Raw genomic sequence first — 13,841 nt, 5'->3', positions numbered from 1 at the left:
GCTCGGGGTTGACCAGCTGCAGGCCGGGCTGGAACAGCTCGGCGCGGATCAGCATCGCCAGAATGCCGCCGACCATCAGCATGGTGAAGGAAAACAGCAGGTACAGCGTGCCGATGTCCTTGTGGTTGGTGGCGTAGACCCAGCGGCGCCAGCCGGTGGGCAAGGCGTGGTGGTGGTCGTCCGCGCCGTGAGCGTGGCCCGCGCCGCCGTGCCCGTGGTTGTCCAGAACTGCGCTCATGACTTGCTTCCTCGATGCGTTGGGCGTTGCCGGGGGTTCACTTGCCGCGCTGGGCCACGATTTCGGCCGGCTGCACGATCTGGCCTGTCTTGTTGCTCCAGGCGTTCTTGGTGTAGGTGGCCACGGCGGCCAGGTCGGTGTCGCTCAGCTGCGCCCAGGACGGCATGGCGCCTGCGGCGGCGCCGTGCAGCAGGATCAGGATCTGCTTGGTGTGGTCTTCGTCGCGCACGATGGCAGAGCCGTCCAGCGGCTTGATGGGCCCGGCCCCCTTGCCGTTGGCCTGGTGGCAGGCCGCGCAGTTGGCGGCATAGACCTTCTCGCCGCGCGGCAGCAGGGCCTCGAGCGTCCAGACCTTGTTCGGGTCGTCCTGCTTCGCCGCGGCCTTCTTGCGCTCCTGGTCGACCCAGGCGGTGTATTCGGGCGCCGACACCACCTTCACGTGGATGGGCATGTAGGCGTGCTCCTTGCCGCACAGCTCGGCGCACTGGCCGTAGTAGTCGCCCACCCGCTCGGCGCGAAACCAGGTGTCGCGCACGAAGCCCGGGATGGCGTCCTGCTTGATGCCGAAGGCCGGCACCATGAAGGAGTGGATGACGTCATTGGCGGTGGTGATGACGCGCACCTTCTTGCCCACGGGCACGACCAGCGGGTTGTCCACCTTGAGCAGGTAGTCGGCCGGGGCACCCGAGACGTCGCCGCTGTCGGACATCTGCCGGTGGCTGCTGTCGAGCGTGGAGATGTAGCCCAGGCCCTCGCCCTCGCCGGAGAGGTAGTCGTAACCCCACTTCCACTGGTAGCCGGTGGCCTTGATGGTCAGGTCGGCGTTGGTGGTGTCCTTCTGCGCGACCAGCACCTTGGTGGCGGGCAGCGCCATCAGGACGATGATGACGAAGGGGATGATGGTCCAGGCGACTTCCACCGTGACGGACTCGTGGAAGTTGGCGGCCTGGGCGCCGCGCGACTTGCGGTGGTTCCAGATGGAATAGAACATCACCCCAAAGACGCCCAGGAAGATGATGGTGCAGACCACCAGCAGCATCCAGTGCAGGAAGTGCTGCTCCTGGGCAATGCGGGTCACCGGAGGCGCCAGGTTGAGCTGGTTGACGGCGGGGCCGCCGGGCAGGTCCTGCACCGCGTGGGCCGAGGTGGCAAGCCACGCGCCAAGCGCCAGCAGCGAAGAGCTCAGCTTGTCGGAAATGTGTCTCATGGTTCTCACTTTGCTTCCAAGCTCCAGTTGACCTGCACGGGCTGGCCGGGCGCGGCGCGCCCTGCCCGGCCTTGCCGGTCCGGGACGCGACGTTGGCGGCCCGTTGTCTCCACGAAGCGGTGCGGCGAAACGCAACCTTCCGCTGCACCCAGCATGCCCCAGCCCCGGACGACGCTGCAATACGCGTTAGCCCGAGCAGGAGGCAGGCCGGAGCCATCGGACCGGAAGCAGTCCCCCCTTCCCACTAGCGAAAATTATTGTAGCGCGCATTGATCAAGGTCATTGACAGCGCACGGCAGAGCGCCCCGGCGGCGGATCAGCGCGCCCGCTCGCGCCCTGCGTGCAGCATGGCGCGCATGTCCGCCAAGGGCACGGCGCTGTGCCCCTGCACCCGCACGCGCGGGGTGGGCTTGACGGCGTGGCCGTAGACGATCTCGAAGGTCAAGGCCAGCGGGGCGTCGCCCCCCGGCCCGGCCAGCTCGGCTGCCAGCCGGCGCTCGAGCTCGGCATGCCAGCCACGCCCGCGCAGCGCGGGAAAGCGCGTCACCGACAGGTTGCGCCCCAGGCCGCGCAGCTCGGCCAGCAGCCGCGCGGGGGTCGGGAAGGTGAGCGTGATGCGCTCCATGTCCATGACCGGGTCGGCGAAGCCGGCATGCACTAGCATGTCGCCCCAGTCGTGCATGTCGGTGAAGGCGTGCGCGGGTGCGGGCCAGCCGGCGCGCGCATACAGCTGCGCCAGCTCGCGCAGCGTGTCCGGCCCGAAGCAGGAGAACATCAGGTAGCCGTCCACGGCCAGGGCGCGGTGCCACTGGCCGATGAGTGCCTGCGGCTCGGGCGCCATGTGCAGCGCCATGTTGGCCCACAGCATCTGCACACCGCCCTCGGGCGGGATGCCGAAGCGCGTCGCCCCCGCCGTCCAGCGGCCGGGGCTCCACCAGGGCCGCGCCAGCTGCGTGCGCACCTGCGCCTGGCCGCGCGCGGACGAGGTCTCGGCCACGTGCACGTCTGCCTGCGGGAACTGCGCCGCCACCAGGGCGTGGCCCTCCAGGCCGCCGTGCAGCGGGTCCCAGTCGCACCAGGACCCGGGGGCCTTGACGATCCAGGCCAGCCGCTCGTTCATGCGCCGCGCCACCTCCTCGTGCAGCCAGGGGGATTGCTGCGGCAGCAGGGCGTGCCAGCGCCGGGCCGCGGTCGGGTCGATAGTGGGGGGCAGGTGTTCGGACATGATTTCGCTGGGCGGCCAGTATATTGAGCCATGTTTTCCGTCGTGCGCCCGGGCTTTGCGCGGCGCTGGCTGGCACGCACCGCCGCCCTGGTGCCCAGTCAGTGCGCGCTGTGCCATGCCTGGCCGGCACAGCGCCTGTGCACGGCCTGCCGCGCCCGCTTCGTCCAGGGCCGGCCGCGCTGCACGGGCTGCGCCCGCCCGATCGAGGGAGCCGCACGCTGCGGCGCCTGCCTGCGCGAGCCGCCGCCCCTGGACTGGTGCGTCGCCGCCGTGGACTACGGCCACCCCTGGGCTGGCGTGGTGGCGCAGTTCAAGTTCGGCGCCGATCCGGGATGGGCGGCGCCCCTGGCCGCCCTGATGCGCCAGGCGCATGGCGCGCGGGAGGTACTCGGGCGCGCCGACCTGGTGCTGCCCGTCCCGCTGGGCGCCGCGCGGCTGCGCGAGCGCGGCTACAACCAGGCACTGCTGCTGGCGCGCGCGCTGGCGCCGGCGGGGCCGGTGCTCCCCGCGCTGCTGCTGCGGCCGCACGATACGCCGGCGCAGAGTTCGCTCGGGCGCAGGCAGCGGCTGGCCAACCTGCGCGGCGCCTTCATGCTCGAGCCCCTGGCCGCCGCGGCGGTCACCGGTCGCCGGGCGCTGCTGGTGGACGATGTGACCACCACTGGCGCCACGCTGCACGCGGCCGCCCTGACGCTGCGGGCGGCGGGCGCTGCCGGCGTCGACGCCCTGGTGCTGGCGCGCACACCCTTGCAGCAGGAGTGAAACGATTGTTTACGACAAAGCGCCCGCGGGCCGGGCACGGCCCGGCCCGCGGCGCGGGTTCACGCGCACAATGGCGCGCATGTTCCACATCGTCCTGGTCGAGCCCGAGATTCCGCCGAACACGGGCAATGTGATCCGCCTGGCGGCCAACACGGGCTGCACGCTGCACCTGGTCGAGCCGCTGGGCTTTTCCATGGACGACGCACAGCTGCGCCGCGCGGGGCTCGACTACCACGAGTACGCCGACGTGCGTCGCCATGCCGGCTGGACGGCGCTGCTGCGCGAGGAAGAGCCCGACCCCTCGCGCATGTTCGCCCTGACCACGCACGCCGCGCAGTCCTTCTACGACACCGCCTTCCAGCCCGGCGACTGGCTGGTGTTCGGTGCCGAGTCGCGCGGCCTGCCGCAGGCGCTGCGCGAGAGTTTCGCCCCCGGCCAGCGGCTGCGGCTACCCATGCTGGCGTCGCAGCGCAGCCTGAACCTGTCCAACGCCGTGGCCGTCACGGTCTATGAAGCCTGGCGGCAGAACAGCTTCCTGCCCGCGCCCTCTTCGCAGGCGGCCTGCGCCGCCATTCAGGCTGCCGCGGCGCCGTAGCTGCGTACCAGCGCCTCGGCCACGCACACCGGCTTGTCGCCGCCCTCGCGCTCCACGGTCACCTCCCAGGTCATCTGCAGGCCGCCCGGCTCGACAGGCTCGGCCGCCGCGAGCACCAGGCGCGCCCTCACGCGGCTGCCCGCCGGCACCGGCGCGGGAAAGCGCACGCGGTTGAGCCCGTAGTTGACGCCCATCTGCGCGCCTTCGATATCGAAGGTCTGCTCCATGAAGCGCGGCAGCAGCGACAGTGTCAGAAAGCCGTGCGCGATGGTGCTGCCGAACGGCCCGGCCGCCGCCCGCGCCGGGTCGGTGTGGATCCACTGGTGGTCGCCCGTGGCCTGCGCGAACAGGTCGATCTGCGCCTGGGTGAGTTCGATCCAGTCGGTCACAGCCACTTCCTGCCCAATGCTGGCAGTGACCTCGGAATAGCTGCGGAAGGTCTTTGTCATGGCCGGCCACTGTAGCGAGAGGCCCGGCGGCGTCGTGTCCAGTGGGCGACTTGCCCGCGCCCCACCCCCAGGTCCGCCTGGCAGACGCCGATGCCAGGAAATGGAGCACCTCACCGGCCGCCCCCTGAAGCTGCGCGTGGCCGGGCGCGGCACGCTGCGCCTGCTGGGCCTGTTCAGCCGCCTCATGCGCGAGATGGTGGAGATGCACTACCTGCTGAGCGAGCCGCTGCTCATGGCCGACTCGGCCCTTTCGCAGCTGATAGGGCCGCTGCGCAAGACCTCGTATGCCGAGGGCATACGGCAGACGCTGGCGGCCGTGCCGGCCACCGCGCCGCTCAGGCGCTCTGCCCGCCCCGCTTGACGAAGAACAGCCCTGCGCCCACCGCCATCAGCAGCGAGCCGAAGACGCGGTTTTGCGCCCGCATGGCGCTGGCGCTCTGCATCAGGCGGCGCAGCGCGCTGGCGCCGGCGGCGTAGCCACTCATGACGATCAGGTCCACCGCCACCAACGTGACCGCCATCACCATCAGCTGCTGCCACAGCGGGCGCGTGTCGGTCATGAACTGCGGCAGCACGGCCACCATGAACAGGATGCCCTTGGGGTTGGTGGCGTTGGTCAGCGCGCCGGTGAAGACGCGCCGGCGCAGGCTCATGGGCGCGGCGGTCACGTCTCCGCCCAGGGTGCCAGCGCTGCCGGCGCGCCACTGGCACCAGCCCAGGTAGATGAGATAGCAGGCACCCAGCACCTTGACCACGCTGAAGGCCAGCTCCGAGGCGATCAGCAGCGAGCCCACGCCCGCGCCGGCCACCACCAGGATGAACAGCAGCCCCAGCTCCAGCCCGACGATGGTGCCGCCGGCGCCGCGCACGCCGTACGACAGCCCGTGGCTCATGGACAGCACCGCGCCCGAGCCGGGCGAGATGGCGATCACCCACGACGCCGCGAAAAATGCCATCCAGGTATGCCAGTCCATAGTGCGTGCCGCCGGTAGAAAAAAGGGAAAACAGAGAAAAAGAAGGGCACGATTTTACGGGGGGGCGCCGCCCAGCCATGCTGCGCACCGGCCACTGGCATATATAAGCCAAATCAGCCTCCAGCCCTTTCCAGTCAATCACCAGCAGCTATTTATTACATAGCAAATCCCGAGCCGGCCCTTGGCCGCGTCCGCTGGTGCCACAATTTCCTCCGGCCATCCGGCCGCGCTTTTTCCCTTCTCTCCCCACCATGGCCCAAGCCCCCGTCTGGCTCACCTACGGCTTCACCTACCTGGCCGCGGCGGTGATCGCCGTGCCCATCGCCCGCGCCCTGGGCCTGGGCGCCATCATCGGCTACCTGGCGGCCGGCATCGCCATCGGGCCCTGGGGCCTGGGCCTGGTGAGCAACGTGCAGGACATCCTGCACTTCGCCGAGTTCGGCGTGGTGCTGATGCTGTTCCTGGTCGGGCTGGAGCTGCAGCCCAGCCGGCTGTGGAGTCTGCGTCGCCCCATCCTGGGCCTCGGGCTGGCGCAGATGGGCGGCTGCGCGCTGGTGCTGTGGGCCATCGCCTGGGCGCTGGGCCTGCCCTGGCGCGTGGCGCTGGTGGCGGCCCTGGGGCTGGCGCTGTCGTCCACGGCGATTGCGCTGCAGGTGCTGGCCGAGCGCAACCTGATGCGCACCGACAGCGGGCAAAAGGCGTTCTCCATTCTGCTGTTCCAGGATGTATCGGCGATTCCCATCCTGGCGCTGCTGCCCCTGCTGGGCGCCGCCGCCGCACAGCAGCCGCACGGCGCGGGCGAGCTGGGGCTGGAGGCGCTGCGCACCGCCGCCGTGGTGGGCGCCATCGTGCTGGGCGGGCGCCTGCTGCTGCGCCCGGTGCTGCGCTGGATCGCGCGCAGCAAGCAGCCGGAGATCTTCACCGCCACCTCGCTGTTCCTGGTGGTGGGCATCGCCATGCTAATGCTGTGGGTCGGCCTGTCCATGGCGCTGGGTGCCTTCCTGGCCGGCGTGCTGCTGGCCGACAGCGAGTACCGGCGCGAGCTGGAGACCGACATCGAGCCGTTCAAGGGCCTGCTGCTGGGCCTGTTCTTCATCGCCGTGGGCATGAGCATCGACTTTGGCGTGCTGGCGCGCGCGCCCTGGGCCATGCTGGCGCTGCTGCTGGGCTTTCTGGCCGCCAAGGGCGTGGTCATCTGGCTGCTGGCGCGCGCCAGCGGCATGCCCTACCAGGAGCAGCCCGTCTTCACGCTGGTGCTGGCGCAGGGCGGCGAGTTCGCCTTCGTGGTCTTCCAGACCGGCGCCGGCTTCGGCGCCATCGGCGGCGAAGCGGCCTCCCTGCTGATCGGCGCGGTGGCGCTGTCCATGCTGCTCTCGCCGCTCTTGCTGGTGGCGGTGGATCGCGCGCTGCTGCTGCGCCATGCGCGCCTGGGCCCGCCGGCCATGCCGCCGGTGCCGGACGAGCGCACCCTGTCGGAGCCGCCGCAAAGCGCACCCATCATCATTGCCGGCTTCGGCCGCTACGGGCAGATCGTCGCCCGCATGGTGCTGGCCCAGGGGCTGGAGGCCACGGTGCTGGACCACAGCGTGGAGATGCTGGAGGTGGCCCACACCTTCGGCTACCGCGTCTTTTATGGCGACGCCACCCGCGTGCCCCTGCTGCGCCTGGCCGGCGCCGGCCAGGCACGCGTGCTTGTGGTGGCGGTGGACGCGCCCGAGCAGTCGCTCAAGATCGTGCAGGCCGCGCGCAAGCACTTCCCGCATTTGCAGATCGTCGCCCGCGCGCGCGACGTGACGCACTGGCACGCGCTGCGGGACCTGGGCGTGCAGCACGTCGAGCGCGAGCTGTTTCGCGCCAGCGTGCTGAGCGCGCGCACGGTGCTGGAGCTGATGGGCGAGAGTGCGCAGGAGGCCGCTGCCTTCGCCGAGCGTTTCACGGCGCACAACATGGCCCTGTCCGAGCGCATGTACGCGCACCAGGGCGACCGCGAGGCCATGCTGGCCGTCGCCCGCCAGGGCCGCCAGCAGCTGGTGGAGCAGCTGGCCAAGGAGCGCCAGGAGCGCATGGCTGCCCGCGCCAGCGCCCCGCAGGGCAACGACGAGCCGCCCGCGGCCTGAAGGCAAATCGGCCTCCAGCGTCCGCCAGTCAAGCGCTGGCAGCTATCAAATTGTGAGTCCACGCAGGCCGTGGGCCCTTCGGGGGCGTGCTACGCTGGCCGCCATGTTCAACCCCTCACAAGCCGACGTGCGGCGCTTCTTTTGCGCCGCCCACGCCAAACAGCAGGCCGGCCAGCCGATGGAGGCCATCGAGACCCTGGCCGGGCTGTGGACCGCCGAGCACCCCGAGTACCACCCCGACCTGGCCGACGCCGAGGCGGCGCTGGCCCGCGTCTATGCCGAGGGTGCCGACCAGGCCAACCCCTTCCTGCACCTGTCCATGCACCTGTCCATCAGCGAGCAGTGCAGCATCGACCAGCCGCGCGGCATCCGGCAGGCAGTCGAGCTGCTGGCGCGCCGCCTCGGCTCGCTGCACGACGCCCACCACGTGGCCATGGAATGCCTGGGCACCATGCTCTGGGAGGCCCAGCGCGCCGGCCGCCCCCCCGATGGCGAGGGCTACGTGGCCTGCGTGCAGCGGCGCGCCACGGCGGACTGAAGAAAAGGGCCAAAAAGGAAAGCCCGCATGCGCGGGCTTTGCTGGCGTCTGGGGCGCTTACCTGAAGCGCGACTGCGGCACCACTTGCAGCTCGCCGTCGAGCGAGCCGACATAGCGGGCCAGCTTCTTCAATTCGGCGTTGGTGAACTGCTTGGCGATACCCGCCATCACCCCGTTGCTGCGCCCCACGTAGGCACCGTGGTCCACCTTGTAGGACTTGAGGGCAACGTAGAGATAGTCGGCGTGCTGGCCGGCGATCTTGGGGTACGAGCCGTCGATAGGCTTGGAGAAATTGTCGCCGTGACAGGACACGCAGGCACCCTTTTGCAGCAGCTGCGCAACCTGTGCGTCAGGCTCGCGCGCCGCTGGAGCGCCCGCTTGGCGCGGCTGGGCAGCGTAGTAGGCCGACACGTCGGCGATGTCCTGGTCGGTGAGCGAGTCGGCGATGCTGCGCATCGTGGGGTGGCGGCGCTCGCCCTTTTGGTAGGCATGCAACGCGGCGGCGATATAGCCCGCGCCCTGGCCCGAGATCATGGGCACCTTGTGCACTTCAGGGAAACTCGCCTGGTAGCCCGGGATGCCGTGGCAGCCGATGCACATGGCGATCTTGCCGGCACCCGCCTTGGCATCGCCCCGCACTTCCTGGGCTTGCACCGTCCCGGACGCGCAGGCGACAGCCAGGCTGAAAATCGTAAGCAGGATGTTTTTCATTTTGCGCGCACAATCAGAAGATTGGTTGTCTCGGCGTATGTGAAAAAAGATTATAGCGAGCGCCTGTCAAGCCTCTTCATCAACGATTTCCCTCGTTCTTCTTCTTTTTCTTCTCCGCTCCATGAAATTTCAAGGCTCCCAGAACTATGTCGCCACGCAGGACCTGATGCTGGCGGTGAACGCCGCCATCACACTCCAGCGCCCCCTGCTCGTCAAGGGCGAGCCGGGGACCGGCAAGACGCTGCTGGCCGAGGAAGTGGCCGGCGCCCTCGGCATGCCGCTGCTGCAGTGGCACATCAAATCCACCACCAAGGCGCAGCAGGGCCTGTACGAGTACGACGCCGTGAGCCGCCTGCGCGACAGCCAGCTGGCAGACATTGAGGGCTCGGAGCGCGCCCGCGATATCCAGAACTACATCGTGCGCGGCGTGCTGTGGCAGGCCTTCACGGCCGAGCAGCCGGTGGCGCTGCTGATCGACGAGATCGACAAGGCCGACATCGAGTTTCCCAACGACCTGCTGCGCGAGCTCGACCGCATGGAGTTCTATTGCTATGAGACGCGCGAGCTGATCCGCGCCCGGCACCGGCCCCTGGTCTTTATCACGTCCAACAACGAAAAGGAGCTGCCCGACGCCTTCCTGCGCCGCTGCTTCTTCCACTACATCAAGTTCCCCGACGCGGAGACGATGAAGAAGATCGTCGACGTGCACTTCCCGACGCTCAAGAGCGAACTGCTCAGCGCCGCGATGAAGACCTTCTACGACGTGCGCAACCTGCCGGGCCTCAAAAAGAAGCCCTCGACCAGCGAGTTCATAGACTGGCTCAAGCTGCTGCTGGCCGAGGAGATCCCGGCAAGCGCGCTGCAAAGCAGCGACAACAAGGTCGCCGTGCCGCCGCTGATCGGGGCGCTGCTGAAGAATGAACAGGACGTGAGCCTGTTCGAGAAGCTGGTCTTCATGAACCAGCGCAACCGCTGACACCCGGCCGGGAGCTTCCATGTCTGCAGCACAACGGCTCCTGCTGGAAGGCGCGAGCGATGCGGTCGGCTTCGTGCTCGGGGCGCTGGCGGGCTACGGCCTGTCGCGCCTGCTGGGCCTGGACATCTTTGCCGAAGGCTACGGCCCGGCCAGCATCGGCGGCATCGCGCTGGTTGGCCTGGGCGGCGGGCTGGGCCTGCAGCTGGCGCGCCGCTGGCGGCGCGCGCGTGCCGCCCGCCAGGGCTAGGGGTTCAGGCACCATGGCGTTCGTCCAACCCATCACCTTGCAGGGGCGCGGCGTGCGCCTGCAGCCCCTGGCACTGGAACACGTGGAGGGCCTGGCCGCGGCGGCCGCCGACGGCCAGCTGTGGCGCCTGCGCGTGACCTCGGTCCCCGAGCCTGAAGCGACGCGGGCCTACGTCGAGACGGCGCTGGCGATGCGCGAGGCCGGCAACCGCTTTCCGTTCGTCGTGCTCGACGACGCCAGCGGCCGCGTGCTGGGCAGCACCAGCTTCCACGACATTCTGCCGGCCGTGCGGCGCGTGGAGATCGGCTACACCTGGTATGCCAGGAGCGCCCAGCGCAGCCACGTCAACACCGCCGCCAAGCTGCTGCTGCTGGAGCACGCCTTCGGCCCGCTCGCCTGCCACGTGGTCGGCTGGCGCACCGACAACTTCAACTTTGCCAGCCAGCGCGCCATCGAGCGCCTGGGCGCGAAGAAGGACGGCGTGATCCGCGGCCATGCGCTGCGCCGCGACGGCACCATCCGCGACACCGTCATGTACAGCATGCGTGCGGGCGAATGGCCCGAGGCGCGTGCCCAGTTGCTATATCTTCTAGAGCAATATGCCGGCGCCCGGTAAGGGCTGGAGGCAGTTTTCATGCTGATCGATTTTTTCTACGCCCTGCGTGCCGGCAAGCTGCCGGTGTCGGTGCGCGAGTTCCTCACCCTGCTCGAAGCCCTGCAGGCGGGCGTCGCCGGCCCGAACTCCGACGACGCCTGGAGCATGGAGGACTTCTACCACCTGGCGCGCACCGCGCTCGTCAAGGACGAGAAGCACTTTGACAAGTTCGACCGCGCCTTTGCCGCCTATTTCAAGGGCGTGGAGCTGCTGACCGACATCACCAAAGACATCCCCGCCGACTGGCTCAGGAAGATGCTCGAACGCGAGCTGACCCCTGAGCAGAAAGCGGCCATCGAGAAGATGGGCTGGGACGAGCTGATGGAAACCCTGAAAAAGCGCCTGGAGGAGCAAAAGGAGCGCCACGAGGGCGGCAGCAAGTGGATCGGCACGGGCGGCACCAGCCCGTTCGGCCACGGCGGCTACAACCCGCAGGGGGTGCGCATCGGCGGCGCCGGGCGCAACAAGAGCGCCGTCAAGGTCTGGGAGCAGCGGGCGTATCGCGACTACGACGACACGCAGGAGCTGGGCACGCGCAACATCAAGGTGGCGCTGCGCCGCCTGCGCAAGTTCGCCCGCACCGGCAGCGACCTGGAGCTGGACCTGCCCGACACCATCCGATCCACCGCCGCCAACGCCGGCTGGCTGGACATCAAGATGGTGCCCGAGCGGCACAACAACGTGAAACTGCTGCTGCTGATGGACGTGGGCGGCACCATGGACGAGCACATCCAGCGCGTCGAGGAGCTGTTCTCGGCGGTCAAGAGCGAGTTCAAGCACCTGGAGTTCTATTACTTCCACAACTGCGTCTATGACTACATGTGGAAGAACAACCGCCGCCGCTTTGCCGAGAAGTTCCCGACCTGGGACATCATCCGCAAGTACAACAAAGACTACAAGCTGGTCTTCGTCGGCGACGCGACCATGAGCCCCTACGAGATCCTGCAGCCCGGCGGCAGCGTCGAATACAACAACGAAGAGGCCGGCGCCGAGTGGCTGCAGCGCCTGACCCACGCCTTCCCGCACCACGCCTGGATCAACCCCGAGCCCCAGGGCGTGTGGCAGTACCGCCAGAGCATCGCCATCATCGACCAGCTCCTGGGCGGGCGCATGTTTCCGCTGTCGCTCAAGGGGCTGGAAGAGGCCATGCGGCTTCTGTCCAAGTAACTCCCGTCGATCTGCCCATGAATCCTTTCGCCCCTGAGGCCCCGCCAGCGCCGGCCCGGTGGCCGGCGCTGCTGTTTGCGCTGCTGCTCTCGCTCGCCCTGCCCGGCTGCAGCCTGCTGCCTGGCGGCAAGGACAAGGCGGCGGCCGACGACGCCGGCGCCATCGCCTCTGACCGCCCCGACGGCAGCGGCCCCGACGCCTTCGCACTCGAGGTGCATTCCGAGGACCGCCAGGTGCGCGAGTACCTGGAGCGCCACCTGGAGCTGCAGCGCTTTCGCCACCTGCCCGACCTGCAAGACGCGGAGCTGCGCCGCCTGCTGGGCGCGGCCGAGGCGAACGCGCGCGACCTGCTGGCGACGCTGGGCTATTTCAGCCCCGAGATCGCCATCGTCCTGCACGATGGCCCCCCGGCGACGGGCACCGCACCGGACACCCATGGCCAGCCCGCGCGCACCATCAGCGTGAGCGCCACGCCCGGGCCGCGCACGCACATCGCCAGCACCCGCATCGAGGTGCGGGGCAGCGACGCGCCCGAGGCCACGCGCCCGGACGCCGCCGACCTGCTGCGCCGCCAGCGCCGGCTCGAGCGCAGCTTCGGCCTGCAGCCGGGCGCGCCCTTCACCCAGCGCGACTGGGACGACTCCAAGTCCCAGGCGCTGCGTCAGCTGCAGACCAATCGCTACGCCCTGGCGCGCGTGGAGACGAGCCGCGCCGAGGTGGACGCCGATCGCGCCGAGGCCGCGCTGCGCGTGCAGTACGCGCCGGGGCCGCTGGTGCGCTTTGGCGAGGTGCAGGTGCGCGGCAGCGAGCGCTACGACCCCGAGGGCGCGCGGCGCATCGCCCGCCTGCCCGTGGGCGCGCCCTACCAGGAGCAGGCCCTGCTGGACGCCCAGCAGCGCCTGGCCAGCAGCGGCTACTACGACGCGGTGTTCCTGGCCCTGGAGACCGACGACATCGACCGCGACAGCGCCGCCGCCGTGGCCCCCGTGGTGGCCCAGGTGCGCGAGGCGCCGCTGCAAAAGGGGGTGTTCGGCGTGGGTTTTTCCACCGACGCGGGCGCGCGCGTCTCGCTCGACCACACGCACAACCGCCTGCCCGTCATCGGCTGGCGGGCGCTGTCCAAGATCGAGTACGACCGCAAGCACAAGCGCCTGTCCACCGAATGGACGGCCCTGCCCGGCGAGGACGGCTGGCGCTGGTTCACCGGCGCCCACGTGCTGCGCGAAACCACCGGCAGCTACGAGGTCAACAGCTCGCGCCTGCGCGCCGGGCGCAGCAAGAACGCCGACCACATCGATCGCAGCTACTTCCTGCAGTTCGACGCGGCCAAGAACCAGGGGCCGGCGGCGCCGCCCTCCAGCAGCGCCCTGACGGCCAACTACGGCTGGACCGGCCGCTATTTCAACGATAGCAACAACCCCACGCGGGGCTTTGGCTTGGCCGCTGAAATAGGTGCAGGCTACACGCTGCACCCGCAGCGCGACCCGTTCACGCGGCTGATGCTGCGCTGGCAGTCCTTTGTCGGCACGGGCCGGGTGGACATGGGCGAGGGCATCCGCCGCGACAGCCGCGTGTCGCTGCGCGCCGAGGGCGGCGCGGTGCTGGCGCGCGAGGCCGCCAACATCCCGGTCACGCAGCTGTTCCTGACGGGTGGCGACACCACTGTGCGCGGCTACGGCTACCGCAAGATCGGCGCGCGCACCGATGCCGACACGCTGTACGGCGGGCGCTACATGGCCGTGGGCAGCGTCGAGTGGCAGCGCCCGATCGCCATCCGCGGCAACCGCACCGACTTTGAAAGCGCCCTGTTCATCGACGCCGGCGCCGTGGCCGACAAGCCCGGCGAGCTGCGCGCCCGCGTGGGCGTGGGCGGCGGCCTGCGCTGGCGCAGCCCCGTGGGGCCGCTGCAGGCGGACGTCGCCTACGGCCTGCAGTCGCGCCAGGTGCGGCTGCACCTGCGCCTGGGCTACACGTTCTGAT

The 13,841-nt window shown here is 69.7% G+C and carries 14 protein-coding genes and 2 pseudogenes; 10 read left to right on the top strand and 6 right to left on the bottom strand.

The window, feature by feature from the left end; translation table 11 throughout:
- From RT051_RS00600 to RT051_RS00590, 3 genes and pseudogenes are all read right to left on the bottom strand, one after another.
- A pseudogene (locus RT051_RS00600) lies at window positions 1-238 on the bottom strand (cytochrome c oxidase subunit I); the annotation flags it as partial.
- A 37-nt stretch (window positions 239-275) separates the two neighbouring features.
- Complete coding sequence (gene coxB, locus RT051_RS00595; protein ID WP_313069865.1) at window positions 276-1,445, bottom strand: cytochrome c oxidase subunit II; 1,170 nt, start codon at window positions 1,443-1,445, stop codon at window positions 276-278.
- A gap of 316 nt (window positions 1,446-1,761) precedes the next feature.
- Window positions 1,762-2,670 carry a biotin synthase gene (locus tag RT051_RS00590; RefSeq protein ID WP_313069863.1) on the bottom strand — a complete coding sequence of 303 codons (909 nt, stop codon included), beginning with the start codon at window positions 2,668-2,670 and terminating at the stop codon, window positions 1,762-1,764.
- A gap of 30 nt (window positions 2,671-2,700) precedes the next feature.
- Between RT051_RS00590 and RT051_RS00585 the strand changes: the two genes are divergently transcribed.
- Both RT051_RS00585 and RT051_RS00580 read left to right on the top strand, forming a co-directional pair.
- Window positions 2,701-3,432, top strand: a complete 732-nt coding sequence (locus RT051_RS00585) for a ComF family protein (protein ID WP_313069861.1) — start codon at window positions 2,701-2,703, stop codon at window positions 3,430-3,432.
- Window positions 3,433-3,511: 79 nt separating this feature from the next.
- Window positions 3,512-4,027 carry a tRNA (cytidine(34)-2'-O)-methyltransferase gene (locus tag RT051_RS00580; RefSeq protein WP_313069858.1) on the top strand — a complete coding sequence of 172 codons (516 nt, stop codon included), beginning with the start codon at window positions 3,512-3,514 and terminating at the stop codon, window positions 4,025-4,027.
- Here RT051_RS00580 and RT051_RS00575 read toward each other — a convergent pair.
- Window positions 4,006-4,476: a MaoC family dehydratase gene (locus tag RT051_RS00575; protein WP_313069856.1), complete on the bottom strand. Its 471-nt coding sequence runs from the start codon at window positions 4,474-4,476 to the stop codon at window positions 4,006-4,008. The two genes, RT051_RS00580 and RT051_RS00575, sit on opposite strands and share 22 nt — an antisense overlap.
- An 82-nt stretch (window positions 4,477-4,558) precedes the next feature.
- On the opposite strand from RT051_RS00575, the pseudogene RT051_RS00570 reads away from it, so the two are divergent.
- Window positions 4,559-4,837, top strand: a pseudogene (locus tag RT051_RS00570) (epimerase); the annotation flags it as partial.
- Here the strand turns inward: RT051_RS00570 and RT051_RS00565 are convergent.
- Window positions 4,812-5,450 carry a LysE family transporter gene (locus RT051_RS00565; protein ID WP_313069853.1) on the bottom strand — a complete coding sequence of 213 codons (639 nt, stop codon included), beginning with the start codon at window positions 5,448-5,450 and terminating at the stop codon, window positions 4,812-4,814. The pseudogene RT051_RS00570 and the gene RT051_RS00565 sit on opposite strands and share 26 nt — an antisense overlap.
- Window positions 5,451-5,701: 251 nt before the next feature.
- Between RT051_RS00565 and kefC the strand changes: the two genes are divergently transcribed.
- Together kefC and RT051_RS00555 are read left to right on the top strand one after the other, a co-directional pair.
- A complete protein-coding gene (gene kefC / locus RT051_RS00560; protein ID WP_313069851.1) occupies window positions 5,702-7,567 on the top strand; it encodes a glutathione-regulated potassium-efflux system protein KefC in 1,866 nt (621 codons plus the stop codon).
- Between the two features lie 103 nt (window positions 7,568-7,670).
- A complete protein-coding gene (locus RT051_RS00555; RefSeq protein WP_313069848.1) occupies window positions 7,671-8,105 on the top strand; it encodes a DUF1841 family protein in 435 nt (144 codons plus the stop codon).
- A 57-nt stretch (window positions 8,106-8,162) separates the two neighbouring features.
- On the opposite strand, the gene RT051_RS00550 is transcribed toward RT051_RS00555, so the two are convergent.
- Window positions 8,163-8,816 carry a c-type cytochrome gene (locus RT051_RS00550; protein ID WP_313069845.1) on the bottom strand — a complete coding sequence of 218 codons (654 nt, stop codon included), beginning with the start codon at window positions 8,814-8,816 and terminating at the stop codon, window positions 8,163-8,165.
- A 121-nt stretch (window positions 8,817-8,937) separates the two neighbouring features.
- Here RT051_RS00550 and RT051_RS00545 point away from each other — a divergent pair, with 121 nt between their 5' ends.
- The 5 genes from RT051_RS00545 to RT051_RS00525 are packed head-to-tail and all read left to right on the top strand — an operon-like array spanning window position 8,938 to window position 13,840.
- Window positions 8,938-9,792, top strand: a complete 855-nt coding sequence (locus RT051_RS00545) for a MoxR family ATPase (protein WP_313069843.1) — start codon at window positions 8,938-8,940, stop codon at window positions 9,790-9,792.
- Between the two features lie 19 nt (window positions 9,793-9,811).
- Window positions 9,812-10,039, top strand: coding sequence for a hypothetical protein (locus RT051_RS00540; RefSeq protein WP_313069840.1), 228 nt, complete (start codon window positions 9,812-9,814; stop codon window positions 10,037-10,039).
- A gap of 13 nt (window positions 10,040-10,052) precedes the next feature.
- On the top strand, window positions 10,053-10,655 hold the full coding sequence (locus RT051_RS00535) for a GNAT family protein (protein WP_313069838.1): 603 nt from the start codon (window positions 10,053-10,055) through the stop codon (window positions 10,653-10,655).
- Window positions 10,656-10,673: 18 nt separating this feature from the next.
- Window positions 10,674-11,861 (top strand): VWA domain-containing protein, encoded by a 1,188-nt coding sequence (locus RT051_RS00530; protein WP_313069835.1) that lies wholly within the window; start codon window positions 10,674-10,676, stop codon window positions 11,859-11,861.
- Window positions 11,862-11,878: 17 nt separating this feature from the next.
- Window positions 11,879-13,840: an autotransporter assembly complex protein TamA gene (locus RT051_RS00525; protein WP_313069832.1), complete on the top strand. Its 1,962-nt coding sequence runs from the start codon at window positions 11,879-11,881 to the stop codon at window positions 13,838-13,840.
- Window position 13,841 lies beyond the last annotated feature (1 nt).

Source organism: Melaminivora sp. (assembly GCF_032059615.1).
Classification (GTDB): Bacteria; Pseudomonadota; Gammaproteobacteria; order Burkholderiales; family Burkholderiaceae_C; genus Melaminivora.
Note: the sequence above shows the minus strand (reverse complement) of the source record. Positions and strands in the feature narration are given on the sequence as shown.